Annotated in this window: 28 protein-coding genes; 15 read left to right on the top strand and 13 right to left on the bottom strand. The window is 61.8% G+C overall.

Annotated features, from left to right (window positions below; translation table 11 throughout):
* Positions 1-9: 9 nt before the first annotated feature.
* Complete coding sequence (locus AAA989_RS14560) at positions 10-486, top strand: hypothetical protein (RefSeq protein WP_338244790.1); 477 nt, start codon at positions 10-12, stop codon at positions 484-486.
* A 123-nt stretch (positions 487-609) separates the two neighbouring features.
* On the opposite strand, the gene AAA989_RS14555 is transcribed toward AAA989_RS14560, so the two are convergent.
* The 6 genes from AAA989_RS14555 to AAA989_RS14530 form a co-directional block, all read right to left on the bottom strand.
* Positions 610-834 carry a hypothetical protein gene (locus tag AAA989_RS14555; protein WP_338244788.1) on the bottom strand — a complete coding sequence of 75 codons (225 nt, stop codon included), beginning with the start codon at positions 832-834 and terminating at the stop codon, positions 610-612.
* Between the two features lie 284 nt (positions 835-1118).
* Entirely contained in the window at positions 1119-3209 is a 2091-nt protein-coding gene (locus tag AAA989_RS14550; protein WP_338244786.1) for a phage NrS-1 polymerase family protein, read from the bottom strand.
* 247 nt (positions 3210-3456) lie between these two features.
* A complete protein-coding gene (locus tag AAA989_RS14545) occupies positions 3457-3678 on the bottom strand; it encodes a helix-turn-helix transcriptional regulator (RefSeq protein ID WP_338244784.1) in 222 nt (73 codons plus the stop codon).
* A 166-nt stretch (positions 3679-3844) separates the two neighbouring features.
* Positions 3845-4450: a hypothetical protein gene (locus AAA989_RS14540; protein ID WP_338244782.1), complete on the bottom strand. Its 606-nt coding sequence runs from the start codon at positions 4448-4450 to the stop codon at positions 3845-3847.
* Entirely contained in the window at positions 4447-5406 is a 960-nt protein-coding gene (locus tag AAA989_RS14535) for an HNH endonuclease (protein WP_338244780.1), read from the bottom strand. The genes AAA989_RS14540 and AAA989_RS14535 overlap by 4 nt, the downstream gene beginning before the upstream one ends.
* A 201-nt stretch (positions 5407-5607) precedes the next feature.
* Positions 5608-6921, bottom strand: a complete 1314-nt coding sequence (locus tag AAA989_RS14530) for a tyrosine-type recombinase/integrase (RefSeq protein ID WP_338244778.1) — start codon at positions 6919-6921, stop codon at positions 5608-5610.
* A 242-nt stretch (positions 6922-7163) separates the two neighbouring features.
* Here AAA989_RS14530 and AAA989_RS14525 point away from each other — a divergent pair, with 242 nt between their 5' ends.
* The 3 genes from AAA989_RS14525 to AAA989_RS14515 are packed head-to-tail and all read left to right on the top strand — an operon-like array spanning position 7164 to position 10055.
* Positions 7164-7913: an SDR family oxidoreductase gene (locus AAA989_RS14525; RefSeq protein WP_338244776.1), complete on the top strand. Its 750-nt coding sequence runs from the start codon at positions 7164-7166 to the stop codon at positions 7911-7913.
* Positions 7913-9061, top strand: a complete 1149-nt coding sequence (locus AAA989_RS14520) for an alpha-hydroxy acid oxidase (RefSeq protein ID WP_338244774.1) — start codon at positions 7913-7915, stop codon at positions 9059-9061. Before AAA989_RS14525 ends, AAA989_RS14520 begins: the two co-directional genes overlap by 1 nt.
* The gene (locus tag AAA989_RS14515; RefSeq protein ID WP_338244772.1) at positions 9033-10055 is read left to right on the top strand and encodes a PDZ domain-containing protein; all 1023 of its coding nucleotides are present in this window, start codon (positions 9033-9035) and stop codon (positions 10053-10055) included. Before AAA989_RS14520 ends, AAA989_RS14515 begins: the two co-directional genes overlap by 29 nt.
* Here the strand turns inward: AAA989_RS14515 and AAA989_RS14510 are convergent.
* On the bottom strand, positions 10052-10573 hold the full coding sequence (locus AAA989_RS14510; RefSeq protein ID WP_338244770.1) for a flavin reductase family protein: 522 nt from the start codon (positions 10571-10573) through the stop codon (positions 10052-10054). The genes AAA989_RS14515 and AAA989_RS14510 overlap by 4 nt on opposite strands.
* Positions 10574-10679: 106 nt before the next feature.
* Between AAA989_RS14510 and ribB the strand changes: the two genes are divergently transcribed.
* The 4 genes from ribB to AAA989_RS14490 all read left to right on the top strand — a co-directional run bounded on the left by ribB (position 10680) and on the right by AAA989_RS14490 (position 13750).
* Positions 10680-11987: a 3,4-dihydroxy-2-butanone-4-phosphate synthase gene (gene ribB, locus AAA989_RS14505; protein ID WP_338244769.1), complete on the top strand. Its 1308-nt coding sequence runs from the start codon at positions 10680-10682 to the stop codon at positions 11985-11987.
* Entirely contained in the window at positions 11987-12406 is a 420-nt protein-coding gene (gene ribH / locus AAA989_RS14500) for a 6,7-dimethyl-8-ribityllumazine synthase (protein ID WP_338244767.1), read from the top strand. Before ribB ends, ribH begins: the two co-directional genes overlap by 1 nt.
* Positions 12403-13359 carry an aldo/keto reductase gene (locus AAA989_RS14495; protein ID WP_338244765.1) on the top strand — a complete coding sequence of 319 codons (957 nt, stop codon included), beginning with the start codon at positions 12403-12405 and terminating at the stop codon, positions 13357-13359. The genes ribH and AAA989_RS14495 overlap by 4 nt, the downstream gene beginning before the upstream one ends.
* A 139-nt stretch (positions 13360-13498) precedes the next feature.
* Positions 13499-13750 carry a hypothetical protein gene (locus AAA989_RS14490; protein ID WP_338244763.1) on the top strand — a complete coding sequence of 84 codons (252 nt, stop codon included), beginning with the start codon at positions 13499-13501 and terminating at the stop codon, positions 13748-13750.
* On the opposite strand, the gene AAA989_RS14485 is transcribed toward AAA989_RS14490, so the two are convergent.
* The gene (locus AAA989_RS14485) at positions 13747-14208 is read right to left on the bottom strand and encodes a YcxB family protein (protein WP_338244761.1); all 462 of its coding nucleotides are present in this window, start codon (positions 14206-14208) and stop codon (positions 13747-13749) included. The genes AAA989_RS14490 and AAA989_RS14485 overlap by 4 nt on opposite strands.
* Before the next feature lie 52 nt (positions 14209-14260).
* On the bottom strand, positions 14261-15547 hold the full coding sequence (eno, locus tag AAA989_RS14480; protein WP_338244759.1) for a phosphopyruvate hydratase: 1287 nt from the start codon (positions 15545-15547) through the stop codon (positions 14261-14263).
* Positions 15548-15696: 149 nt separating this feature from the next.
* Here eno and AAA989_RS14475 point away from each other — a divergent pair, with 149 nt between their 5' ends.
* The 5 genes from AAA989_RS14475 (at position 15697) to AAA989_RS14455 (ending at position 17949) form a co-directional block, all read left to right on the top strand.
* Complete coding sequence (locus AAA989_RS14475) at positions 15697-16260, top strand: hypothetical protein (RefSeq protein ID WP_338244757.1); 564 nt, start codon at positions 15697-15699, stop codon at positions 16258-16260.
* Between the two features lie 6 nt (positions 16261-16266).
* Positions 16267-16728, top strand: coding sequence for a phage holin family protein (locus AAA989_RS14470; protein ID WP_338244756.1), 462 nt, complete (start codon positions 16267-16269; stop codon positions 16726-16728).
* Positions 16721-17086, top strand: coding sequence for a hypothetical protein (locus AAA989_RS14465; protein WP_338244754.1), 366 nt, complete (start codon positions 16721-16723; stop codon positions 17084-17086). Before AAA989_RS14470 ends, AAA989_RS14465 begins: the two co-directional genes overlap by 8 nt.
* Before the next feature lie 23 nt (positions 17087-17109).
* The gene (locus AAA989_RS14460; protein WP_338244752.1) at positions 17110-17601 is read left to right on the top strand and encodes a hypothetical protein; all 492 of its coding nucleotides are present in this window, start codon (positions 17110-17112) and stop codon (positions 17599-17601) included.
* A 108-nt stretch (positions 17602-17709) separates the two neighbouring features.
* Entirely contained in the window at positions 17710-17949 is a 240-nt protein-coding gene (locus AAA989_RS14455; RefSeq protein WP_338244750.1) for a DUF4170 domain-containing protein, read from the top strand.
* 68 nt (positions 17950-18017) lie between these two features.
* Here AAA989_RS14455 and greA read toward each other — a convergent pair whose 3' ends face one another.
* The 4 genes from greA to carA all read right to left on the bottom strand — a co-directional run bounded on the left by greA (position 18018) and on the right by carA (position 23502).
* Entirely contained in the window at positions 18018-18485 is a 468-nt protein-coding gene (gene greA, locus AAA989_RS14450) for a transcription elongation factor GreA (protein ID WP_338244748.1), read from the bottom strand.
* 99 nt (positions 18486-18584) lie between these two features.
* Positions 18585-21908 carry a carbamoyl-phosphate synthase large subunit gene (gene carB, locus AAA989_RS14445; protein WP_338244745.1) on the bottom strand — a complete coding sequence of 1108 codons (3324 nt, stop codon included), beginning with the start codon at positions 21906-21908 and terminating at the stop codon, positions 18585-18587.
* A complete protein-coding gene (locus tag AAA989_RS14440) occupies positions 21908-22324 on the bottom strand; it encodes a hypothetical protein (RefSeq protein ID WP_338244742.1) in 417 nt (138 codons plus the stop codon). The genes carB and AAA989_RS14440 overlap by 1 nt, the downstream gene beginning before the upstream one ends.
* A complete protein-coding gene (gene carA / locus AAA989_RS14435; protein WP_338244740.1) occupies positions 22321-23502 on the bottom strand; it encodes a glutamine-hydrolyzing carbamoyl-phosphate synthase small subunit in 1182 nt (393 codons plus the stop codon). Before carA ends, AAA989_RS14440 begins: the two co-directional genes overlap by 4 nt.
* Positions 23503-23651: 149 nt before the next feature.
* On the opposite strand from carA, the gene AAA989_RS14430 reads away from it, so the two are divergent.
* On the top strand, positions 23652-24101 hold the full coding sequence (locus AAA989_RS14430) for a GatB/YqeY domain-containing protein (RefSeq protein WP_338244738.1): 450 nt from the start codon (positions 23652-23654) through the stop codon (positions 24099-24101).
* Positions 24098-24793 carry a hypothetical protein gene (locus AAA989_RS14425; protein WP_338244736.1) on the top strand — a complete coding sequence of 232 codons (696 nt, stop codon included), beginning with the start codon at positions 24098-24100 and terminating at the stop codon, positions 24791-24793. Before AAA989_RS14430 ends, AAA989_RS14425 begins: the two co-directional genes overlap by 4 nt.
* The last annotated feature ends 17 nt before the right edge of the window (positions 24794-24810 follow it).

Raw genomic sequence — 24810 nt, 5'->3', positions numbered from 1 at the left:
GACTTAGCGATGTCAGCAGACCACATAGCACAAGCGCTAACGCGGATTGAGAGTTGTACTGACCCAGATGTTCTGAAGATGATGGCGAAGAACGCTTTACGGCTTGGCGAACATAAAGTTAGGCATGCGGCCCAGCTTAAACTGTATTCGGTTTTGCCTTCTGCGAAACCGGGGACTTTAGAACATAGCGTTTGGCAGTGCATCCACGCACTTGAAGACGCGTTGGGAAACGAACGCGGTCGAACAACACGCCTTCATAGAACTAGACAGAAGATTGCGAGGGACGGTGAGCATAAGACGGTGTCAGATCTTGTCCTCGGGAAAATGTCTGATGGCTTCAAGATGCTTGTCGACCGAGGCATGCCAGAGCTGACTTTCGAAGCGGTTGCCTTAAAGTATGCCACCGAGTTCGATGACGCGGTTGTAGAAGCTGCTGAAAAAAGGCTCATTGAAGCAGGCTACGACCCAGCGACGCTTCTGCAATAGCCGGAATGAGCAGATCTCAGTCACGCTTAGCCCAAGAGAGATACTGCCTGCTCCCCAGCCTGTAATCACTGACCCGCTCTGGTTTGCAGAGCGAGCCAGCGGTGGTCACAATTATAGTTTAACCTACTCTTTTACGAAGATTCGCGTGTTCCGCGGACAAACATGCGCCGCAACCTCAAGGTGTATTTCAATATGTTGCATGACCGTCGATTTGATCTCGTTATAGCTAATTGTCTCGGCGCCGGTATCATCGAACCATTCGTGGATGGCTTCAATCGACCACTGTAGGATTTGAGCTACATCGCCCCTGTCAAACAATGGGGCATCAAAAATACGTTCTGAAAGCATTGGTTGTCTCCTTTGTTGAAGGGGACGCACCAATCGCTGTCGCTTATGAGATGATGCTCGGGCAGCCCATATTCTGCCAGAACGGATTGGCATGACGCCAGTAAGCTACGATGCGTGTTTCGTGTATATTTCACGACTAATTCGTTGGCAATGATAGTGAAAATATTTCTGTTCGCGACCGATCGGTACGGTACTTTCATTGCCGCACCACACAGTGCCCCCCCTTAAACCCCCGCACGCTGTGTGCCGGTGCGCGGCACAGCGTGCATCGGGTTGAATATCACTCACTCTGTGCCAGTCTGTGCACTGGGTGCAACTTGCCTAAATGGATTATCGGGGTCACGCAGTACCATCCAACGTTCTGCCCAGCTACGGTTCGGTCGTTTGTAGGGCTCTTCCGCAAGCACGCCATCGCGCTTTAGACCTCGCACTATATCTGCCGTGCGCTTTCGGGTCAGCCCTTTTGGAAAGCTAGGGTCACTCTTCAACGTGTCGAAGACGCCCGTAGATGCTTGCGGGGCGAGAGACGCGCTCATGTAATGACCTCGGTCATAATAATCGCCTATCAGGCGCGCGATGGTGGATGTGTGGTCGGGTACATGGCTTGGGGCAAGGTTACCGCCGATCTCGACGGCGCGCTGCCATAGCCCCCAATCCCCGCGTTGCAATTCCATATCAGGGGTCGGCGGTCCATCCTGATTCTTCATTACGCGCAACACAAAGCTCTCAGACAGAATGGCCTCACGGTCTTCGGGGTCGCGCTTAACCTTATGCTGCAGGAACATCCTACGGCGGCAGGAATTGTGCCACTGAGCGCTACCTGCGTAGCCATCGTCGTTCGTGGCGTATCCCCGGGCGCTGGACCGATCGATATGGACGATCAGCAATACCCCTATGTTGCGGCAGGGATGAACTCGACGCAACAGCTTGATGAATGCTCGTACTTCACGACGTGCAATCTCGTTGCCGTCAAAGGTGTCGGACGCGCCGTCGATAATGACGAGCTGGGGATCGAAATTTCCTACCATGCGGCGAAGGTTATCAAAGTCCGGGCCTGCGCCCTGCACCTTGGCAAATCGCCTTCCGTCTGGGCTATGCTCAAGCCGTTCGCCATAGAGAGGTTCAATCTCGCTAGCATCAAGTACGCGAAGATTCTGGCGCAGCGTTTCACCGTCATAGTCGAACAGATCGACGACACGGCGCAATCGACGGGTAAGGCGCTTCCTGCCGTCTTCTGCTGAATAGTAAAGGACCCGGGATTGGCGCGTGCTGCAACCAAGAATAGGTTCACCAAGTGCCGTAGCGCAGGCGATCTGCAGAGCGAGGAAACCTTTGCCAACGCCTCCATGCCCTCCAAGCAGCGTTACATCTTCGTCCGCGACCAGCCCATCCACGATGTCGGGCACTTCTGCGTCGTCATCATTGTCCCAATCGATGCTCAGCTGGTCGAGAAGCGAGTCTACATCCTCACTGATTACGGGACTGGCAGGGACAAGGCGTCTTTGTAGCGCCGTGCCTATTATGGCGAGGGCCATCTCTTTCCCATGCTCAGCCGTAGGGCCGGTAGCTGCTAAAGCTCGAACAGCGCGGATGGTCCGGTCAACGTAGTCCTTGCGCTTTTGGGCTTTGTCCCTCTGCCCGAGCGCAGAAGCAAGAAACAGCCGCTTCAACTGTGCATTGCTACGGGTATAAAAAGCAAGCATGGCGATTAGCGCCATGTCCGCGCGACTGTGGTCGGTGTGCCCGATCCGGTCAAATTTGCCCTCGTACAAAGCGACAAAGCTGTCGCCGTTCGCGGCAGAGCGTGCGCGTTCAATTATGTCTGCATCGTTATCGAGTTCTGGACCATCCGGCAGCGACACTTGCGTTAATGCGCTTCCCTGCATGCGCGATACCATGTTTGTGAGCATTTCCTGCCGCTCCATAACTGGGCGGTTGCGTTCAACATCGCCAGTGCAGATCATAAAACGCTCCCGAGAATAGACCTCGACGCCATCTCGTCGCCTGCCTTGGCCGATATTGGCTGCGACAAAAATGTGCCAACCACGCCCTGAGCGCGACCGCTCTGTATAACTGTCTAGATTTTCGATGATGCTGCGAAGCCGTTGAATATCGGCTTCAGTCGCCTCTTCCTTCACATCCAAGTCGATACAGGCGAATGGGTCGGATTCTTGAAGCATGTAGCCAACATGCCAACCCCGCATTGAGGCTTCGCGGCAGGCAGTATCAAAATCCGTCCAAGAGTTGGAATCAGTGCTGCTAGCATGGCCGCCGGTAATTGTACGTGGCGCCTTGTCTCCATCGCTCCCCGGAGTGATGCACCATTGAGCACGTTGACGAAGTTCGGCGGGAATGCGCTGCCAACGATTGTACATGGAGCTAGGCATTGTTCGGCCCCTCCCCGCATGGCAGGGATTCTGGAAGCGTGGGTGCAAGCCCCACGTTTTCATACGAGCATGACTTTTGCCGGAATGCGTTCGGGCCAGACGAACGTTTTGGGCCTCCAGAGAGGCAGAGTAATTTAGCCATTGTTGCTGCACCTTCGAACAGTTGAGGGGCAGCTACGGACACAGCGGTCGGGTGCTGTCAGACGCATCCGGCCGCGTTTCGCGACCGCAGCTGTCATGCGTTCCCAGGGTGATTGACAGTCACAGCGCTCGTGCTGTGAAATTTGCGCTGCGCCTTCCAAGCTTCGATGTCAGCCAAGTCGTATCGAACGCCAGCTTGCTTTGAATCCGACAGCTTCGTGTAGCGAGGGCCTTTGCCTTTGCATCGCCAAAAGCGAAGCGTAGAGTCAGTTATCCCGATTAGAGCTGCAGCTTGCTTTGCGGTAAGAACTTTCATCACAGGATCTCCTGAAATGCCAGCAAGCGCCATGAGCCGCTTGGCTATGGCCTGCGGTTTACCCAGAGCAGGAGATTGGGGTGAAACAGCTTCACAGTCGAAGCTCGATAATGCGTAGTCGCTACATGGACGACTGCAACGGCTTTGTTGTTAGCACAGGCTGTGGCTAGCTGCTACGCGTTTCGCACTTAGCTAACTGCTGAAGCCCTGCTTGTAGCGCCACTTTCCATTCGTGATCTTTGTGCCTGAATGCCCAGCCAGCACTCAAAATGTCCGAGAGGACACGCGCCACCAATCTGGCCATTGCAGGAAGCCCGGAGACCTCCAGCGACCAACCCATGGGTTCGAAATGGACGAACTGGTTACGCAAGGTGGAGTGAAAGCGGCCAAGCCATTCAAGTTCGGCATCGGTAATTGGAATACCAAGACTGTTGCTCCCATCACCCGCCGAGTTCGGTTTCCGGGCTGCCTTTAGAAGATCGGGCAAAGCCATGATCCTTGCCTCTGGTGGTTTCGCATCGGGATTTGTGCGGCTTTCCTCGAAGTAACTAAGGAACTTGGCCGCATTCTCCGGGTAGACAGCTCCAACAGGAGATGCGGTGGAAACCAAATGAGAAACACATGCCCCCTGAATCGCGGAATGAAGTGCGAGTGCAAACCACTTCCATGCTTGTTTGTCTTGAACGACCATTTCAAGACATCGAAGCGCGTGCCTGACTGACCCAGCAACATCATCCGCTTCGTCTGTCTGAAGCCAAATGTTTTCCATCATTCTGCAAATTGGCTAGCGAACTGACGCAGTGCATCATTGATTGCATCTCGTTCAGGAGAAAAATGCGCCTCGCGATGGCAATTCGGACATAACGCGACACAAGTCCAAACTCGATCACTCACCTCTATCCCGAGGATATGATGCACGTCTAGGAACCCCACAAAGTCGCGATGTTCGTTACAGCCCGCTCTTTCGCAAAAACCATTTGCCCTGTGGCGAACCGCGGCCCGGACGCGAGGATCGCGAGGATAACCGGACCGAGCCCTCTCAAGCCGCTGCCCTTGGTCCCGCCCAATTTCCGCTCCGGCCTCGCCGAGGTCGTCTAGAGTATCGTTATCACGCTCAAGCTCGTCTAAACGCGGAAGTGCCAAGATGTTAATGACGCCCGGCCATTGCCAGAGGACATTGGGAACTGCAGAAGTGGCTGCATGCCGATCATCCTGTAACCAAATGGTCGGACTCGACCCGTTAGCCGCGTGATTCTTGGTCATCCTGCCAGTCAAACCGCGCTCAATTAAATCATCGCTCACCTCTCGTTGCCTTTGCCAGATGGCTGGGATTTCTGATCTGGGTACAAGGGCGGCAAATACGAACCCGTCTTCGCTGTCTTGAACAAGCAATAGGTGCGTGATCCCTTCACGCTTATATCGGGACGCAATGTTCTCAAGAGTTGTCGTCCAACCACCCTGATCTAAGCGAGCCCGAAGTTGGGCGGCTGAGTAAAGGTTCTCGCTAGAGTTCCTTCCACCCCGTCGCCAGCAAAGGCGGACATGCATTCGCAGCGGAGGTCCGTCGCCTCGTTTGGCATCGATGACTTGAGTAATCGCACTGCCATGTTCCTTCCGCTCATCATTGACTACACCGAACCCGTGCCTTTCCAGAAGCGGCACAATACGATTTCTAGTCGTCAGCTCTGCGGCTATGCTTTCGTCCGTGCGGAACGGTCGTTGTGCCATGAATTACATTCCCCCTCAAACTACTTGCGTTCCTATCCTACAAATCAAAAAATAGTAGCTGGGCGGCGCGCAAGATTACCGACGCTCGGCTGTGGGGCGATTTGCGGGGCGGCAGGGGTGCGGCGCTACCCTACCGGCGGCCACCGTGCTTTCACACGTGTAACCCCGGCTATCAGCGAGATAATGGTGCATCATGCTGCCTCACGCACGCTGCGCCAACGTTACCACGTTGGCTCCGGCTGCAATTGCCGCCTGATGCTCGATCCAGTCCGCAATCTTCTGCGCTTCCGGTTGCAACCAATCCAACCGTGCAAGGTCGAGGTAATTGCGGGCGGTAACGTCCTCCTGCGCAGGCTTGTGGCCTGTCAAAAGGTCCGTTCTGAATTTCTCGATCAGGCACTCTCGCATGGCGACGTTCGTATAGGTGCGGCGCATATCGTGTAGGCTCAGATGCTTGCCAGCTATCTTGCTGACCAGTTCCATCGGAGCGCGAGCATCCGTGATGTGCCCGGCCTTGGACCAACTTGGGAATACGTACAGCCTAGACACTGGGTCATCCTCGCATTCTTTGGGCTTGGGCATCCGGGACTTAAGGAGCGCCACCGCTTGCGACGACAGAGGGAGCCAAATCGGTTCACCGCGCTTGCGGTCGTCCAAGTGCCACCAGCAATTTGAAGGGTCGTGCTCGTCAATGTTGACCCGGTCCCATGTAAGCTTGGTCATTTCGTCCCGGCGGGCACCCGTCAGCAGCGCGAAGATCGTCAGATCGAGTCCCGCAAGCACATTCTTGTTCTTCGCGGTCTCGCGGGCTTCGTGCAGCTTGTTCCACACCTCCCCGATCCTGCGGCGGTCTATGTAGCGATCGGTGCGCGAACCGAGTGGTGCCCAATGGTCTTTCAGCACGTCAACGGGGTTGTGCAGTACCAGCGGGCTATCGTCAGCGCGGCGGTATTGACGGCTGGCGAAATTGATGAGGATGCGGAGCGTCACCATTGCGGCATTCGCGCTGGCGGGTGCCCCGCGCTTTCCGTCTAGACCATTTTCAACAAGTTCCTTGTGCCGTTCCAGCACCATATCCCGCGTAATCGAGATTACCGGCTTGTCCTTCCATCGCGCAAACACCTGCTCGACGTGGCGACGGTATTCAGCGGCAGTGCTGGCTTTCAGCTTCCCCGGTCGCGCGACATACGCCTCAAGCGTATCTCCAAGGCTGACCTTCATTGCTGCATCCGCCTTCTTGGCGGCCTGCGGATTAATGCCGTCCTCAAACTGGTGCTTGTATTCCTCGGCGCGGCGGCGCGCATCGTCCACAGTCCACGCGCCATATGAGCCAATTGTCATGCGCAGTTCCTTGCCCTCCCCGGCAACGGTTCCTTGGACGACGAAGCTGGCTGCGCCTGACGCGGTAACGCGCAGTCCAAACCCCTTCGTATCTGTGTCCCAATAGAGGGTTGTTTCTCCACCGGGCTTACGCACCCGATCGATATTTGTTTTGGTCAGCTTGAGCTTGGGCATGGCCACCTCATGTAAGTCTAGTGTAAGTGGCGGCTGCACACTTACGCCAACATACAGTAGCCCTCAACTCGGTCTTTCCCAAGCGATATCAGTAAGTTGACTGACATATGGCAACGTGTGCAATCATACGCCTACAGGTTTCCAGTCAAACTCTTAATCAGCGGGTCCTAGGTTCGAGCCCTAGTGCGTCCACCACCCCCTTCCCCAGTTGACTTTACGCTCCCTCATTCGGCAACAGGCGGATGAAAAGGGAGATCATCGCGATGGGTATTCTGGAAGGCCGCGTGGCCGTGGTTACGGGGGCGAGTTCCGGCATCGGCGAAGCTTGCGCGATCGAATTCGTCAACAAGGGTGCAAAGGTCGTACTGGCTGCTCGTCGGCAGGAACGGCTGGATGCGCTGGTCGCGAAGCTGGAGGGCATGGGCGGCGAGGCCCTTGCCGTCGTTACCGACGTCACTGACGAGGATGCCGTGCGAAACCTGTTCGCCGCGGCAAAGGACAGGTTCGGCACCGTCGACTATCTCATCAACAACGCCGGCATCGCCGACAGCACGCCTGCGCACGATCTGTCTCTGGAAGACTGGCGGCGCATGCTCGATACCAATCTCACCAGCGCCTTCCTGTGCGCCAAGCACGTCTGGCCGATCATGCTGGCCGGCGGGCATGGACGCATCATCAACGTCGGCTCCATCTCTGCCCGCGTACCGCGCGCGGAAAGCCCCGCCTACACGGCCAGCAAGTTTGGCCTCGACGGACTGACGCGCGCTCTCGCTGTGGATGGGCGAGAGCACAACATTGCCGTCTCGATCTTCCATCCCGGCATCGTCGCCACCGAAATCGCGCCGGGCGCAGTGAAACTGCCCGACGACCTTGCCGCCCAGCCCGATACCGTGGCCGAGATCATCGTGCACATGTGCGACGTGCCCGATCACCTCAATTTCTACGAGGCGCTGATCGTGCAGAACAAGATCCCCTTCCTCGGGCGCGGATAGTGACCGGCTCGCTGGGCTGCTACAATATCGCCGACCTGCGCAAGAAGGCGCGGCGGCGGCTGCCGCTTGGCGTGTGGGAATATCTTGAGCGCGGGGTTGAGGACGAGACCGGCATGGCGCGCAACCGCCAGGCTTTCGACGCAATTTCCCTGCGTCCGCGCGTGCTGCGCAATGTCGAGAAGGTCGATACGAGCACCGCAATCCTGGGCAGCGAAAGCACCCTACCCATTGCCATCGCACCGACGGGGGCCGCGGGCATGATGTGGTATCGCGGCGACGTTGCCCTTGCCGAGGCAGCGGCAAAAGCGGGCATTCCATTCTGCATATCCAGCGCCAGCACGATGGACGTGGAGGAATTCGGGTCAATCGCGGGCACGCGCTGGTTCCAGCTCTACATGTGGGAGAATCTGGACCTTTCCCACCAGGTGGTCCGCCGCGCCCATGAAGTCGGGTGCGAGGCGCTTTTCGTGACACTCGACCTGCCGGTGCCGCCAAATCGCGAATACCTGTGGCGCAACGGTTTCGGCATGCCCTTCGCGCTGAACCGGCGCAACATGACCGACATCCTCACGCATCCACGCTGGCTGGCCGGCGTTGTCGGGCGCTACATGCTCGACGGCGGCCTTCCGCAGCAAGCGAACCTGCCGCCGCACCTGAAGACGTCGGTCGTGCGCGGGGGGAAGCCCGGCGCGATGTTCAAGCAGGACAATCTGGACTGGGACGGTGTCCGCAAGCTGCGCGAGATCTGGCCGGGCAAGTTCGTGCTGAAAGGCATCCTCCATCCAGAGGACGCAGTCCTCGCGCAGGAAATGGGAGCCGACGCCATTGTGGTGTCCAATCATGGTGCCCGCTCGCTCGATCACTCGGTCGCGCCCATCGATGCCCTGCCCGCCATCGTGGATGCCGTAGGGGGCAGAATGGAAATCCTGCTGGACAGCGGCGTGAGACGGGGCAGCGACGTCGTGAAGGCGCTGGCCCTTGGCGCCGATGCCGTCATGGTCGGCAGGGCCACGCTTTACGGCCTGGCCGCGGCAGGAGAAGACGGGGTAACGCGGGCAATCGATATGCTGGGTAGTGAAACCTCGCGCACGATGGCGATGCTTGGACTTACCTCGATCGATGCGATCGACCGCGAAGCGCTGGGCTGAGGAAGGGCCGTTGATCGAGCTTGCCCGGTTGCCCGCCCTGGCGCTGCTTGCGGCAGTTTCGCTTGCCCTCGCTCCCGGAGCCGTGGCGCAAACTTCCGCCGAACTGGCCGAGCAGGATCTGCGCCTTGCGCGTATTGCCGATGCCATGCTGCTCGCGAACGCGGGGCTTTGCCGCCAGACAATGCCGGTTACTGGCATGATCCTGCACAGCGCCGACCAGTACGGGGAGGAAGCCCTGCCCCTCTTCGCCAACGGCCCCCTGTCGGTGGCCGGGGTGGTCCCCGGCTCGGCTGCGCAATTGGCGGGCGTGCAGGCGGGAGACGGCGTGGTGGCGATCAACGACAGGCCGATCGACGCAATCTCTCCCGAAGGGGAAGACAATTTGCGCGAGGCAGCCTTCTTCCTTCTGGCGGATCTCCCGCCGGGAGAGCCGATCATCCTCGAACTGCGGCGTGGCGACGGGCAGGAGACGGTGCAGATCGAACCCGAACGCGGGTGCCGCTCGCTTGTGGAGATCCTGCTTGCAGACGGGCCCAATGCGCGGTCTGACGGGCGCGTCATCCAGCTGCAATTCGAATTCGCCAGGGACCTTGCCGACGAACAGGTCGCCGTCGTTCTCGCGCACGAATTTGCCCACACGGTCCTGGAGCACCGCCGGCGCAAGGTGGAAGCGGGCATCGACAACGCCAGCCTGCTCCGACACGTCGGCCGCAACCAGCGGGTGAACCGGGAGGCTGAAATCGAGGCGGACCGGCTGTCGGTCCACCTCCTTGCAAATGCCGGTTACGATCCTGCACTGATCGCGGAATTCTGGCGTTCGCCCGAAGGCCAGCAAGCAGGCGGCGGGGCGCTGCCCAGTTTCATCTATCCCACGCAGTCGGCCAGGGCCGAACTGGTGGAAACGGAAATCGATCGGTATCTGTCGCTTCGCCGCGGCCCCAGCTGGCCGGGGCACCTGATCGAGCTGCGGGAACGCGACTTCGCGAGCGACTAGTCCCGCCTGCCGCTGCGCTGCGGGGCCGCGCTGATATCTATGTATCCCCGATCGAAGTAGGTCAGCGGCGTCGCGTCCTGCCGATGCTTGGCGGCCAGCAGTTCCCCGATGAAGATCGTGTGAGTGCCGAATTCATGCCGATGCACCATGCGGCAGACCAGGCTGGACTGAGCCGTCGCCAGCACGGGCACCCCGTGGCTCTCTATCCAGTCGCCGACGGCGAATCGATCGGCGTGTGGCAGCATGAAGTGTTCGGCGACGTCGCGATTGCCCAGCCCCAGCACGTTGACGCAAAAGCGCTCGGCCCGCTCCAGCGGATCGTGCAACGATGCGGTGCGGTTGACGCAGACCAGCAGCGATGGCGGCTCGAAGCTGAGCGAGCTGACTGCCGTGGCGAGGATTCCGTAGCGTTTTCCCTCGTCCAGCGTGCTGACTGCATAGACCGTGGAAGCGACATGCCGCATGGATTCCCGGAAGGCATCGACCAGCTCTGCGTGGCTCTGTCCTGCGTTGCTCATGTCTTGCTCAATGGAGACTACGGAGTCGCGGCGCAAGAGCGAAATTGCTGCGCCAATGTGATCCGCGGGGCTTGCGATCACATTATAATGTGATACGGCGGCCGCCATGGATGACATGACGATAGCTCGCGTCCGCGACATGATCGCCGACGGCAAGATCACACGGGCAGGCCTGGCGCGCGCCGCCGGTCTGCATGCGAATACCCTGCGCGATTGCCTGGAGGAGGGGTGGAACCCCACCAACGATACCCTGGGCAAGCTCGCCACTTTCCTGACCGAGAACGACGAGACGCCCGTCCTGGTCGGGATCGAGGAGATCATCGAGGAGGCGCGCAACGGGCGCATGTTCATCCTCGTCGATGACGAGGACCGGGAGAACGAGGGCGACCTGATCATTCCCGGACAGATGGCCACGCCCGATGCGATCAATTTCATGGCCACCCACGGCCGTGGCCTCATCTGCCTTGCCCTCACCCGCCAGCGGGTCGACGCGCTGGGCCTGGAACTTATGAGCCGCAAGAACCGCACGCGGCACGAAACAGCATTCACCGTGGCGATCGAGGCGCGCGAGGGCGTAACGACGGGCATCAGCGCTGCCGACAGGGCGCGCACAGTCTCGGTCGCGATCGACGCCGGCAAGGGCGCCGACGACATCGTCACCCCCGGCCACGTCTTCCCGCTGGTCGCCCGCGAGGGAGGCGTTCTGGTGCGCGCCGGTCATACCGAAGCTGCGGTCGACATATCGCGGCTGGCCGGACTCAACCCGAGCGGTGTGATCTGCGAGATCATGAACGAAGACGGCTCGATGGCGCGGCTGGAAGACCTAATCCGCTTTGCGCGCAAGCATTCGCTGAAGATCGGCACCATTCGCGATCTCATCGCCTATCGCCGCCAGCACGATCACATCGTCGAGAAGCGCGAGGAGGAGCGCTTCACCAGCAAGTGGGGCCAGGACTGGCGCGCCATCAGCTTCTACAACACCGCCACCAAGGGAGAAACGCTGGCGCTGGTGAAGGGGCATATCGACAGCGACATCCCGACGCTGGTGCGGATGCATGCCCTCTCGATCTTCGACGACGTGTTCGGGCGGGACACCGATCGCAGCGGCCTGCTGGAAAAGGCGATGGAAATGATCGCGCAAGAGGGCTCCGGCGTCGTGGTGCTCATCAATCGTCCCAATCCCGATTACGCGTCCCGCGCCGTGCGTGCGCTGGCCCGGAAAGGCCCGCCCAGCGGATCCCAGCCTGCCGGAGAGGAACAGCGCGACTACGGAGTGGGCGCGCAGATCCTCACCGAACTGGGCGTGCGCGACATGATCCTGTTGACCAATACCAGCCATTCGCTCGTCGGGCTGGACGGCTATGGCCTGTCGATCGTAGGCGAACGTCCGATTGCGACCGAGGAGAACGACTGATGGCCCGCTTCCTGATTGTGGAGGCCCGGTTCTACGGGCATCTGAACGACATGCTGATCGAAGGCGCGAAGGCCGCGCTGAAGGAGGCCGGGCACGAAGCGGACGTCATCACCGTTCCCGGCGCGCTGGAAGTGCCCGGCGCAATCGCCATGGCCGCCGAAAGCGGCCAGTACGACGGCTTCGTGGCCATCGGCGTGGTGATCCGCGGAGAGACCTTCCATTTCGAGATCGTCGCCGGGGAAAGCGCCCGCGCTCTGATGGCGCTGACCATGGACGGGATCGCCATCGGCAACGGCATCCTGACGACCGAGAACGAGGATCAGGCCCTTGCTCGCGCGGATCCGAAGCAGAAGAACAAGGGAGGTGAAGCGGCGCAGGCCGCCATCCGCCTGCTGGATCTGAGGGAGCAGTTCGCATGAGCCAACACGATTTCTTCGCAGGCCTTCCGCTGGTGCTGGGCGGAAATGTTTTCGGTTGGACGGCGGACGGCGAGGAAGGCTTCGCCGTGCTCGATACCTTCTACGAAGCGGGCGGTCGCATGATCGATACCGCCGATGTCTATTCGGCCTGGATCCCCGGCCATGTCGGCGGCGAATCCGAAAGCTACCTGGGCAAGTGGCTGTCCTCCCGCGGGGTGCGCGGCGACATGCGCATCCATACCAAGACGGGCATGCTCAGCGACAAGAAGCCCGCCAATCCGGGCGACATGGGCGACCCCGATCTCTACCGGCCGGAACAGGTGATGGCGCACCTCGATGCCTCTCTGGAACGACTTCAGACCGACTATGTCGATCTCTACTACGCGCACCGTGACTACGAGGAGCTGGAAGTCGGGGCGATCGTGGATGCCTTCGACAAGGCCGCACAATCCGGGAAGGCGCGCGCGCTTGGCGCATCGAACTTCAAGGCACCCCGGCTCAAGGCCGCCCTCGTCCATGCAGACGAGACGGGGGCGACACCCTTCACTGCCCTGCAGAACGAATACAACCTCGTCTCGCGCAATGCCTACGGCGCGGAACTGCAGGATCTGTGCACCTCGCGCGGCATCGCCATGCTGCCGTTCTTCGGCCTTGCTTCGGGCTACCTGACGGGCAAATATCGCAAGCCCGAAGATTTCGAGAAGGGCAACCGCACCCACCGCGTGAAGGACTACGCCGAGGCCGGCCCCCCGGTTCTGGCGGAGATGGACCGCGTTGCCGAGGAAACCGGCGCCAGTCTGCCCGCCATCGCCCTCGCCTGGCTGGTTCGCCAGCCCGGCATCCCCGCCCCCATAGCCAGCGCGCGCACTGTCGAGCAGATGGAAACGCTGCTGGAGTTCACGCGGCTGGAGCTGAACGACGACCAGATCGAACGGCTGACACAAGCCCTCTAGGGTCACATCGCATCACAGCGGAATGTGATGTCGTCCTACACGGCGCTCCACTAAGAGGGCCCGGGAAAGGACGGCATGGGACCGGGACGGCCCAGCCCCCGGCAAGGAACCGGACTGCTCTTGGTGCGCTCATTCGGCCATGAACGGACCACTCGAATGGATCGCCGCAATAGGCACCATGCTCGCCGCATCGCTCATCGCCTTTGACCTCGGCCGTCGCGCGACCGCGTGGGGCTTCGTGCTTTTCTGCGCGGTTTCGATCACCTGGATCGTCTCAGGACTGACGGGCGGCTCCATGCCGATCGCCGCGATGAACTTCGTGCTGCTGCTGATCAACGCCTGGGGCGTGTGGCAATACTGGTTCCACCCGAAGAACAAGGCGGAAGACTAGAACCTTGTGCTGCCCGCCCTTGTCAAGAGGGACTTGATCTCTTCAACCTGGCCGGGCGGCAGGGCGCCTTTCGGCAGGAGATTGTGAAGCAGGTCGCTCTGGAAGAGGAGGAGCAAATCGCCGGTCTCGCTCCACCGCGGGTAATCGCTCCAGGCAAGGCGCGATTCGCCCTTGGCACTCTGCAGGCGGAGGTGTTCCGTATCCCAGCGCGCTTCCATTTCCTCTCGCAGAGCGGCGCTTTGCCTGTAATGCCGGCGCGCCTGCATCGGGACAATCACGGACCAGACGATCACCACGGCAATCGGTAGCGCGAGAGCGAAGGCCGAGACCAGCAGCACCCTTCCTGAACCGCCGGGCAGCAAGGCCAGCACGAAGACCAGGGCATAGTAGACGAGACCCGCTACCAGCGCCGGACGGCGGCGAAGCCGGGCCAGAAAAACGTGACGAGCGGCCCGCACGACCTGGCCCTCCGTAAGGGCAAAGTTTGCGCTGCCGCCCGTCACCACCTTGCTATCCGAGACGACCGAAGCAGCCGCGCCCGGCGTACATCGCGCTGTCGCCCAGTTCTTCCTCGATCCGGATAAGCTGGTTGTACTTGGCCAACCTGTCGGACCGGGCGAGCGAGCCGGTCTTGATCTGGCCGCAGTTGGTGGCAACCGCCAGATCGGCGATGGTCGCGTCCTCGGTCTCGCCCGAGCGGTGGCTCATGACCGAGGTGAAGCCGGCGCGGTGCGCCATGTCGACGGCGGTCAGCGTCTCGGTAAGAGTGCCGATCTGGTTGACCTTCACCAGCAGCGAATTGGCCAGGCCCTTCTCGATGCCCATCTTCAGACGCTCGGGATTGGTTACGAACAGGTCGTCACCCACCAGCTGCACGCGGTCCCCGATCAGGTCGGTCAGGGCCTTCCATCCTTCGAGATCGTCTTCGGCCATGCCGTCCTCGATCGACTTGATGGGATAGTCGTCGCACAGCTTGGCGAGGTAGGCTGCCATTTCATCGCCGCTGAGCGAGAGCTTCTCGCCGGAAATCTCATACTTGCCGTCGCGGAAGAATTCGGTGGAGGCGCAATCCAGCGCCAGCACGACGTCGTCGCCCGGGGTGAAACCGGCCTTCTCGATGCTGGCCATGATGAAATCCAGCGCGTCGCGGGTGGAGGCAAGGTCGGGCGCGAAGCCGCCCTCGTCGCCTACCGAAGTGGCCAGCCCCTTTTCGGCAAGGCCCTTCTTCAGCGTGTGGAATATCTGGCTGCCCCAGCGCACTGCCTCTGCAATTGAGTCCGCGCCCACCGGCATCACCATGAATTCCTGCACGTCGATGGGATTGTCGGCATGCTCGCCGCCATTGACGATGTTCATCATCGGCACGGGCAGGACGTGGGCGGACACCCCGCCGACATAGGCCCACAGCGGCAGGCCGCGCGAGTTGGCGGCGGCCTTGGCCACGGCCATGCTTACGCCCAGGATCGCGTTGGCGCCGAGCTTGCCCTTGTTGGCTGTGCCGTCGAGGTCGATCAGGGCCATGTCGATATCGCGCTGGTTCTCTGCGTCAGGGCCCAGCACCAGCAGGTCCGAAATTGGGCCGTTGACCGCCTTTACCGCCTTGGTCACGCCCTTGCCGAAATAGCGGTCCTTGTCGCCATCCCGCAGTTCAACAGCCTCGTGGGCGCCAGTCGACGCGCCGGAGGGAACCGCCGCCCGGCCGAAACTTCCGTCCTCCAGCAGGATGTCCACCTCGATCGTGGGATTGCCGCGGGAATCGAGGATTTCGCGGGCGTGAATATCGATGATGGCGGTCATGAAATGGAGCTCCTCGTGGGGTTTTTTGCGCCTCCTATCGCCCGGAACTTTGCACTGCAACACGCGTTGCTGTCTTGAACCGGGGTGTCTTAGCCCCACAATACGATTTGAGGGACGCTCACCAAGTGAACCCAGGAAGGGAAAACGAGATGGCAGCCAAGAAGCCAACGACGAAAACGACCACCCCGAAGACTTCCACCGTGGCCGCGACGGATACCGCAACCGAAACCGTAGGGGCGGATACCACTACCACCACGAAGACTTCCCCCAACACCGCCGAAGCCAAGTCGCGTTTCAACGCCGCACTGGATGAAGCGAAGGCCGGTGCCGCCGCGCTGGGTGACGAAGCCAAGCTGCGCGCCAGCAACTATCGCAACCAGGCGCGCGAACGCGGTGAAGGCCTGTCGACCGACGCCCGCTCCAAGGCCGGCGAACTGGCCGTGGAAGGCAAGCACAAGGCCAGCGAAGCCCTGACCGGCCTGTCGCGCATGATCGACGAGAATGCGCCGACGCTGGACGAGAAGCTCGGTCCGAAATACGGCGACTACGCCCGTTCGGCATCGCGTTCGCTGCAGGACAACGCCCGCAAGCTGGACGAGAAGAGCCTGGACGAACTGGCCGAGGAATCGCGCGAGGCTATCCGCAAGAGCCCCGCCACCGCCGTCGGCCTTGCCGCGCTGATCGGCTTCTTCTTCGCCCGCCTGTTCCGCTAATTCCCGGTGCAGGGAAGGGACGCGCCAACAGGCTTCGACCCGCTGACAACCGGCGGCGAAGCTCCTACGACACCCCCTCCGCAGGCTGATCCGGCACCGCCCGCCGATCAGCCGGCGGACACGCGCTCGCTTGCCGACGATCTGGAGGCACTGGTCGACGATGCCCGCACCTATCTGGATGCGGAACTGTCGTACCAGAAAACGCGCGCGGGGTTCGTTGCCGACAGGCTCAAGAAGACGGTCGCCTTCGGCGTCGTCGCCGTCTACCTGGCGGTTCTTGCCACCATCGGCCTGACAGTCGGCCTGATCATCGCCCTCACCCCGCTCATCACGGCATGGGGCGCCACCGCAGTGGTGGTGCTTGGCCTGCTGCTGCTTGCCTACCTGCTGGTTCGCAAGGCCGGCAACGCCTGGCAGAGTCTGATGGGTGCGATGAAACCGGAAGAGGACACCAGCGACCATGGCTGACCTGGAACGCGAGCTGAAGGAAGACCTGATGCTGCGCAACGCGGCCAAGCGGCTCGTCAAGGCGGATCTCGCCTTCCTGAAAGGCGACATGGCGCAGAAGAGTCTTGGCGGCAGGGTCGCCGATCGCGCGAAGGACGGCGCGGCCGATATGGCCGAGAATGCCGCAGACTACGCCGATACGCATCGCGTGCAGGTCGGCACCGGCGTCGCCGTAGCCATAGCTGCCATCGCGGCCTGGATATTCCGCGATCGGCTGGCCGACGCCGTCTACGACATGCTGCATGAGAAGAGCCTGCTGGAGAAGGGTGCCGAAAGGGCGGAACAACTTGCCGAAGATGCCCGTTCCCTAATCGATTGAAACCCAATTCCCGGAGATACTCCATGAACGACCCGAAACGCGCCGAAATCAAGGCCCGCATCGCCGCCGCCCAGGCACGCGAACGCGCCAAGGCCGAACATTCCACCACGCAGAAGGTTGCCGACAAGGCTTCCGAAGCGACCGATGCATTCACCGGCTTCGTGAAGGAGCACCCCCTCGCCGCCGCAGCTGGCGGCGTCGTGCTGGGCATCCTGATCGCCGGCATGTTCAAGGGACCGCGCCGCGCAGCCGCTACCGGCGGAGCCAAGGCCGCGGGCCTGGCTGCCATCGGTGCCGAAATCGCCTCGTCCTTCGCCAGTGAACTGCTGGATGACGCAAGGCATGTCGGACGCGCAGGTGCCCGCCGTGCCGAGGACCTGGGCGATGCCGTCGGCGACCGCGCCCGTTCGATCCGCCGCGACGCCAGCTACAATGCGGACCGCGCCAGCGATGCCGCCCGCATCGCGGGACGCGAAACCGGCAAGAAGATCGCGCGCGCCTTCCGCCGCCACTGACACCGACCGCTTTCGAGCGGTATCGAGACACGTGCCCCTTGCGCTCCAAGCCCGATGGCCTAGAGCGCGAGGGGATTTTCATATGCAAGCGAACGAAAGGCCCCTCGGATGTCCGAAGAACACGAACAGCAGCTTCTCCACATGGTGATGGGAGGCCGCGTGACCGACCCGCGCGGTGCCGAGTTCCAGGACCTGAAGGACATCCACGTCGTCGGTTTCTTTCCCGACTATGCCTCTGCCGAGGAAGCCTGGCGCGGCTGGGCCCAGCGCACGGTCGACGATGCCGAGATGAAGTACGTGATCGTCCACCTGCACAAGCTGCTGGAGCCCGACCTGCCGGGGAAGTGACCCGTCGAAACGAAAAAGGCCTCGCGGATAGCGAGGCCTTTTCTGATTCATGAGAGGGCGAGCGGGCCTTACTTGAACTCGATCTTGTCGATCATGTAGAACTTCTCGCCCGAGGGAACGGTCACTTCCACCTCGTCGCCCACGGACTTGCCGATCAGGGCGCGCGCCAGGGGGCTTTCATAGGATACGCGGCCGCGCTTGGCGTCGCTCTCCGCCTGGCCCACGATCTGGTAGGTCAGCGGCTTGTCGTCCTCGTCCAGCACGGTGACGGTGGCGCCGAACACCACCTTGTCGCCCGAAAGCGTTGCAGGATCGATGATCTGCGCGCGGCTGGTCTTGTCCTCCAGCTCGGCGATCTGCGCTTCCACCTGGCCCTGGCGTTCCTTGGCGGCGTGATATTCGGCGTTCTCCGAAAGGTCGCCATGCGCACGCGCTTCCTCGATCGCGTCCACGATCCGGGGCCGCTCCGCGCGCAATGCCTTGAGATCGGCGGTAAGCTTTTCATAGCCTTCCGCGAGCATCGGCACTTTCTGCATCGTATTCCCTGCTTTCTTTGTCTCCCGTCAAAACGACCCTGCCCCGCCCTGCTGGGCGGCCGAAAAGGGCGGATTGAGGGAGTGGAGTGGGTTTAGGTCCTACCCATAATAGTCCTGCAGCGAACGCACTTCAAGATCGTCCGCATTCACCGATACGATCGCCTGTGCTGCAGCGGCGGAGGCGGCAGCCGTCGTGTAGTAGGGCACCTTCATCTCCAGGGCCGATGCGCGGATCGACTGGCTGTCCTTGTGGCTCTGCCAGCCCTCGGTGGTGTTGAACACCAGCGCCACTTCGCCATCGCTGATCTTGTCGACGATGTGCGGGCGGCCTTCGGCCACCTTGTTCACCCGCTCCACCGGCAGGCCCTGTTCGGCGAGGTATTGCGCCGTGCCGCCCGTGGCGATCACGTTAAAGCCGAAATCCACGAGCTGCTTCACGGATTCGGCGGCACCTGCCTTGTCGCTGTCCTTCACCGATACGAACACCGTGCCAGACTTGGGCAGGACGCTGCCCTCGGCGATCTGCGACTTGGAATAGGCGGTGGGGAAATCGCGGTCGATGCCCATCACCTCGCCGGTGCTCTTCATTTCTGGCGTCAGGACCGGGTCGGAGCCGGGGAAGCGGGCGAACGGGAAGACCGCTTCCTTCACCGCCACCCAGTCCAGCTCTCGGCGGATCTTGGGCAGGTCGGCGAGCATCTCGCCCGCCATCACGCGCGCGGCGATCTTGGCGATCTGCGAGCCGCTGGCCTTGGCGACGAAGGGCACGGTGCGGCTGGCGCGCGGGTTCACCTCGATCAGGTAGACCTCGCCATCCTTCACCGCGAACTGCACGTTCATCAGCCCGCGCACCTTCAGCGCGTGGGCCAGTGCCTCTGCCTGGCGTTCCATCTCGTCGATGATGTCCTGCGGCAGGCTGTAAGGCGGCAGCGAGCAGGCGCTGTCGCCGGAATGGACGCCCGCTTCCTCGATGTGCTGCATGACGCCCGCGATCACCACGTCCTTGCCATCGCACAGCGCGTCGACATCGCATTCGATGGCATCGCGCAGGTACTGGTCCACCAGCACGGGGCTGTCGCCGGACACTTCCACGGCGGTGTTGATGTAGTTGATGAGTTGCGCGTCGCTATCGACGATTTCCATGGCGCGGCCGCCCAGCACGTAGCTGGGGCGCAGCAGCACCGGGTAGCCGATGCGATGCGCCACGGCGAGCGCTTCCTGCTCGGAATAGGCAATGCCGTTGTCGGGCTGCTTCAGCTTCAGCTTGTTGACCAGCTTGGCGAAGCGCTCACGGTCCTCGGCAAGGTCGATCGCATCCGGGCTGGTGCCCAGGATCGGGATGCCCGCCTTCTCCAGCGCGCCGGCCAGCTTCAGCGGGGTCTGCCCGCCGAACTGCACGATCACGCCTTTCAGCGTGCCCTTGGAATGCTCCACCCGCAGGATTTCCAGCACGTCCTCTGCCGTCAGCGGCTCGAAATAGAGACGGTCGGAGGTGTCGTAGTCGGTCGAGACGGTCTCCGGGTTGCAGTTGACCATGATCGTCTCGTAGCCCGCTTCGGAAAGCGCGAAGCAGGCGTGGACGCAGCAGTAGTCGAACTCGATGCCCTGCCCGATCCGGTTCGGACCGCCACCGAGGATCACCACCTTTTCGCGATCCGACGGCCAGGCCTCGTTCTCCGGTTCCCCGAAGCTGGGGGCCTCGTAGGTGGAGTACATGTAGGGCGTGATCGCCTCGAACTCGGCCGCGCAGCTGTCGATGCGCTTGTAGACCGGCAGCACGCCCAGCTTTTGGCGCAGCTTGCGCACCTCGTCCTCGCTGGTGGCGCCCGCCATGGCGCGCAGGGCATCGTGCAGCAGGCCGGAGCGCTTGGCCTGCGTCTCGGCAAGGCCGCCCGCTACACCCACGGAGCGCACGGCTAGGGTGGCGAGGCGCCGGTCGGAGAAGCCCATGGCCTTGAGACGGCGCAGTTCCTCGGCCGTGTTCGGCAGCCCCTCGGCTCCGATCATCTTCTCCTCGTAGATGATCTCCTCGATGTGGCGCAGGAACCACGGATCGTAAAAGGTGATCGCCTGCACCTCTTCCACGGTGAAGCCTTCGCGGAAGGCCTGGGCGATGTTGAGGATACGGTCCGGCGTCGCGCGCGAGAGCGCGGCGGTGATGACGTCGCGGCTCTTGCCTTCCAGCTCGGGCATGCGGTTGAAGCCGTCGAGACCGGTCTCGAGGCCCCGCAGTGCCTTCTGCAGGGATTCCTTGAAGTTGCGCCCGATGGCCATGACCTCGCCCACCGACTTCATCGCGGTGGAGAGGAGCGGTTCGGCGCCCTTGAACTTCTCGAAAGCAAAGCGCGGGATCTTGGTGACGACGTAGTCGATGGTCGGCTCGAAGCTCGCGGGCGTCGCGCCGGTGATCTCGTTGGTGATCTCGTCCAGCGTATAGCCCACCGCCAGCTTGGCGGCGACGCGGGCGATCGGGAAGCCGGTGGCCTTGGAGGCGAGCGCGCTGGACCGCGACACGCGCGGGTTCATCTCGATCACGATGAGGCGGCCGTCAGCGGGATTGACTGCGAACTGTACGTTCGAACCCCCTGTTTCCACGCCGATTTCGCGCAGCACCTGGATGCTGGCGGTGCGCATGATCTGGTATTCCTTGTCGGTCAGCGTCAGCGCCGGGGCCACGGTGATGGAATCGCCGGTGTGCACGCCCATCGGGTCGACGTTCTCGATGGAGCAGACGATGATGGCGTTGTCGTTCTTGTCCCGAACGACCTCCATCTCGTATTCCTTCCAGCCGAGCAGGCTTTCCTCGATCAGCACTTCGGTCGTGGGGCTGGCGTCGAGGCCGCTTTTCACGATCCGCTCGAACTCGGCTTTGTTGTAGGCGATGCCGCCACCGGTGCCGCCCATGGTGAAGCTGGGGCGGATGATGGAGGGCAGGCCGGTGCGTTCGAGCACGGCGAAGGCCTCTTCCATGTTGTGCGCGGTGCCGCTGCGCGCGCTTTCAAGCCCGATCTTGTCCATCGCATCGCGGAACCTGAGGCGGTTCTCGGCCTTGTCGATGGCATCGGCGCGGGCCCCGATCATCTCGACACCGTGTTCCTTGAGGACGCCCATCTCCTCCAGCTTCAGCGCGCAGTTCAATGCCGTCTGCCCGCCCATGGTGGGCAGCAGCGCATCGGGCTTTTCCTTGGCGATGATCTTGGCGACGATGTCCGGCGTGATCGGCTCGACATAGGTCGCGTCGGCGAATTCCGGGTCGGTCATGATGGTGGCCGGGTTGGAATTGACCAGGATGACGCGATAGCCGTCCTCCTTCAGCGCCTTGATCGCCTGCGTGCCGGAATAGTCGAACTCGCAGGCCTGCCCGATAATGATCGGACCGGCGCCAATGACGAGGATGGAGGAGATGTCAGTGCGTTTGGGCATTATTGGTCCCGTTGAGCAGAGTGGTAAACTTGTGGAATGTCTTTGGCCGGATAGCCGATTGGTTCGTATGACCAGCCGTCAAGGAAAGCCCCAACCTCCGAACCAATTGCGTCGAGTTCAGAAGCACGTTTCTTAAGCCATTCAAGGTTCGGCGATGCATGGTCCCAAACCTCAAAACTTCCGTATGACACAGTCACAAGCTCAGAAGGTGGCTCGATCACGCGACCGAACGCTCGTTTGACCGGATCATAAAAGGTCTTGTCAAAAGGATCGTCGAGAGAATTTTCTGCCTCAAGGCGCCAACAGAAACGATCTTGCGGTTCATGCGCTTTGGAGATTCTTTGGGCGGCAGCCAGTTCAACGCCACTCAAATCGAGCAGCTTCTCGACTGTTGGCCTTGGCGACGCGTTGCTCACCCCAACATCCCCACGAACTTCTCGAACAGGTAGAAGCTGTCCTGCGGTCCCGGCGATGCCTCAGGGTGATACTGCACTCCGAAAGCCCGCTTTCCGCTGATCGATATGCCGCAGTTGCTGCCGTCGAACAGCGATACATGTGTCTGCTCCACACCGTCAGGCAGGCTGTCAGGATCGACCGCAAAGCCGTGGTTCATCGAGGTGATTTCGACGAGGTCGCGGGTTTCGCCCCAGCTATCGCCCACGCGCTGAACCGGGTGGTTCGCGCCGCGGTGGCCCTGGTGCATCTTGGCGGTCTTCGCGCCCGCGGCGAGGCCCAGCATCTGGTGTCCGAGGCAGATGCCGAACAGCGGCATGTCCTTGTCCAGCAGCGCCTTGATCACCGGCACCGCGTATTCGCCCGTCGCCGCCGGATCGCCGGGGCCATTGGAGAGGAACACGCCGTCGGGCTTCAGCGCCAGGATATCCTCCAGCGAGGTCTTCGCCGGGACCACCGTGACCCGCGCGCCCGCCTTCACGAGATTGCGGAAGATGTTGTCCTTCGAGCCGTAGTCGATGGCGACGACGTGCGGCTTGCCCTCACGCTCCGCCTGGCCATAGCCATGCCCCAGCTTCCAGTAGCCGCCTTCCCAGTCCTCCTGGTGTTCGCGGCTGACCTGCTGGGCCAGGTCCATGCCTTCCAGCCCCGGCCATTCCTGCGCGCGTTGCAGCAGCGCGTCGATATCGAACCGGCCCTTGGGATCGTGCGCGATCACCGCGTTGGGTGCGCCCGACAGGCGGATGCGGCGAGTGAGTGCGCGGGTATCCACGCCCGACAGGCCGATCTTGCCGTTTTTCGCCAGCCATTCCACGAATTCGCCTTCGCTGCGGAAGTTGGACTGGCGCGTCACGTCCTCGCGAACGATGCAGCCCACTGCGCCTTCCACGCGGCTTTCCACGTCCTCGGTATTCGCGCCCACGTTGCCGATGTGGGGAAAGGTGAAGGTGACGATCTGCGCAGCGTAGCTGGGATCGGTCATCACTTCCTGGTAGCCGGTCATCGCGGTGTTGAAGCAGACTTCGCCCACCGCGCTGCCCACGGCGCCGAAGCCCCTTCCCCAAACGATGGTTCCGTCCGCCAGGACGAGAACGCCTGTCGAGCCTTGAGGTTGCGCGCGCGAAGAGGCGAGAAAGGCCATGGGGGCTCCCGTTGAATCAGTTGACCGGCAATGTGTGCTAAGTCCCAGCGGCTAGGGCCGGCAGGCGTTCCCGTCAAGCGGAACACTTGGCTTTGTGATGCATCGCGTTAATGGAGGGGCCAATTGATCCACAGGAAAGAACAGGAACCATGCTGAGGGACGACATCAAGGCCGAGACGGTCACCGCCATGAAAGCCAAGGACAAGGAGCGCACCGCCGCGCTGCGCCTCATCTCCGCCAAGATCAAGGACCGCGACATCGAGCTGCGCGGCAAGGACGCGGGCGACGACGATGCCATGGTGATCGACGTGTTGCAGAAGATGGCCAAGCAGCGCCGCGAATCGATCCAGATGTACGAGGAAGGCGGTCGCACCGAACTGGCCGACCAGGAAAAGACCGAACTCGCCGTGATCGAGGAATTCCTGCCGCGGCAGATGAGCGAGGCCGAAACGAAGGCCGCGATCGAGCAGATCAAGGCCGATACCGGCGCCGAGGGCATGAAGGACATGGGCAAGGTGATGGGCGAACTGAAGGCGCGCCACGGAACCCAGCTCGACATGGGCCGGGCCAGCGGCTGGGTGAAGGAATCGCTTTCGTGAGAAAAGTCGCGTTCGCCCTTCCCTTTCTCGGCATGTTGACCGCCTGCGGCTCGGAACCCCAGCCCGAGCCGACGCCATCTCCCACCCCCACCGTGGCGGGCCCCCGCACGCTTGTTGCATCCGGCTTCAACGACATGGAACTCGGCCCGCGGATTTCAGGCCCCCAGGGGACCGAGGTGGAAAGCGAGCTGGTTCTGGACGGGCGAGCGATTGCCGATATCGTCAGCTTCGTCACCTGTCCCGCCCCTGCCGAGGGCGATGCACCGGCCGAGGAGTGCGTGCCCGGCGAGCAGCCGGAAGACACGGTCTACACCTATGTCCACCGGGTGACGCCGAAGGAGATCGTCGATCCGCTAGACACGCCGGTCGCGTTCCGGACCACGCGCCGTGCCGCCGGCTTTGCCAACAATATCGGCTTCGATCGCACGCAGGCCGAGGCCGTGCTGGGCGAAGGCTATGTCCTGCGCGTGCAGGAGGACAATGGCGCGCTGGTGTGGCGCGTGGAGATGAGCGACGGGTGGACGGAGGGCGAGGAACTCACCTTCTTCTGGCAATCCACCCTCCCCCCTGACGGGCCGGCAGAAGCCTACGCCGTGGGCACGGAGAACGGCCGCGCGACAGGCACCGGCCCTTTCCCGCCGGAAGAACAGGACGAGGAAGAGATCTCTGGAGAAGGAGCCGGGGCCGACTAGCCGAATCGCCCGTTTGT

This window comes from Aurantiacibacter hainanensis (assembly GCF_036321025.1).
Taxonomy (GTDB): domain Bacteria; phylum Pseudomonadota; class Alphaproteobacteria; order Sphingomonadales; family Sphingomonadaceae; genus Alteraurantiacibacter; species Alteraurantiacibacter hainanensis.
Note: the sequence above shows the minus strand (reverse complement) of the source record. Positions and strands in the feature narration are given on the sequence as shown.

Bases quoted from the DNA above. Each gene is read 5' to 3' on its own strand.
- AAA989_RS14560 (WP_338244790.1), top strand. From the start codon at position 10: ATGTCAGCAGACCACATAGCACAAGCGCTAACGCGGATTGAGAGTTGT.
- AAA989_RS14555 (WP_338244788.1), bottom strand. From the start codon at position 834: ATGCTTTCAGAACGTATTTTTGATGCCCCATTGTTTGACAGGGGCGAT.
- AAA989_RS14550 (WP_338244786.1), bottom strand. From the start codon at position 3,209: ATGTACAATCGTTGGCAGCGCATTCCCGCCGAACTTCGTCAACGTGCT.
- AAA989_RS14545 (WP_338244784.1), bottom strand. From the start codon at position 3,678: ATGAAAGTTCTTACCGCAAAGCAAGCTGCAGCTCTAATCGGGATAACT.
- AAA989_RS14540 (WP_338244782.1), bottom strand. From the start codon at position 4,450: ATGATGGAAAACATTTGGCTTCAGACAGACGAAGCGGATGATGTTGCT.
- AAA989_RS14535 (WP_338244780.1), bottom strand. From the start codon at position 5,406: ATGGCACAACGACCGTTCCGCACGGACGAAAGCATAGCCGCAGAGCTG.
- AAA989_RS14530 (WP_338244778.1), bottom strand. From the start codon at position 6,921: ATGCCCAAGCTCAAGCTGACCAAAACAAATATCGATCGGGTGCGTAAG.
- AAA989_RS14525 (WP_338244776.1), top strand. From the start codon at position 7,164: ATGAAAAGGGAGATCATCGCGATGGGTATTCTGGAAGGCCGCGTGGCC.
- AAA989_RS14515 (WP_338244772.1), top strand. From the start codon at position 9,033: ATGCGATCGACCGCGAAGCGCTGGGCTGAGGAAGGGCCGTTGATCGAG.
- AAA989_RS14510 (WP_338244770.1), bottom strand. From the start codon at position 10,573: ATGAGCAACGCAGGACAGAGCCACGCAGAGCTGGTCGATGCCTTCCGG.
- ribB (WP_338244769.1), top strand. From the start codon at position 10,680: ATGGATGACATGACGATAGCTCGCGTCCGCGACATGATCGCCGACGGC.
- ribH (WP_338244767.1), top strand. From the start codon at position 11,987: ATGGCCCGCTTCCTGATTGTGGAGGCCCGGTTCTACGGGCATCTGAAC.
- AAA989_RS14495 (WP_338244765.1), top strand. From the start codon at position 12,403: ATGAGCCAACACGATTTCTTCGCAGGCCTTCCGCTGGTGCTGGGCGGA.
- AAA989_RS14490 (WP_338244763.1), top strand. From the start codon at position 13,499: ATGAACGGACCACTCGAATGGATCGCCGCAATAGGCACCATGCTCGCC.
- eno (WP_338244759.1), bottom strand. From the start codon at position 15,547: ATGACCGCCATCATCGATATTCACGCCCGCGAAATCCTCGATTCCCGC.
- AAA989_RS14475 (WP_338244757.1), top strand. From the start codon at position 15,697: ATGGCAGCCAAGAAGCCAACGACGAAAACGACCACCCCGAAGACTTCC.
- AAA989_RS14465 (WP_338244754.1), top strand. From the start codon at position 16,721: ATGGCTGACCTGGAACGCGAGCTGAAGGAAGACCTGATGCTGCGCAAC.
- AAA989_RS14460 (WP_338244752.1), top strand. From the start codon at position 17,110: ATGAACGACCCGAAACGCGCCGAAATCAAGGCCCGCATCGCCGCCGCC.
- AAA989_RS14455 (WP_338244750.1), top strand. From the start codon at position 17,710: ATGTCCGAAGAACACGAACAGCAGCTTCTCCACATGGTGATGGGAGGC.
- greA (WP_338244748.1), bottom strand. From the start codon at position 18,485: ATGCAGAAAGTGCCGATGCTCGCGGAAGGCTATGAAAAGCTTACCGCC.
- carB (WP_338244745.1), bottom strand. From the start codon at position 21,908: ATGCCCAAACGCACTGACATCTCCTCCATCCTCGTCATTGGCGCCGGT.
- carA (WP_338244740.1), bottom strand. From the start codon at position 23,502: ATGGCCTTTCTCGCCTCTTCGCGCGCGCAACCTCAAGGCTCGACAGGC.
- AAA989_RS14430 (WP_338244738.1), top strand. From the start codon at position 23,652: ATGCTGAGGGACGACATCAAGGCCGAGACGGTCACCGCCATGAAAGCC.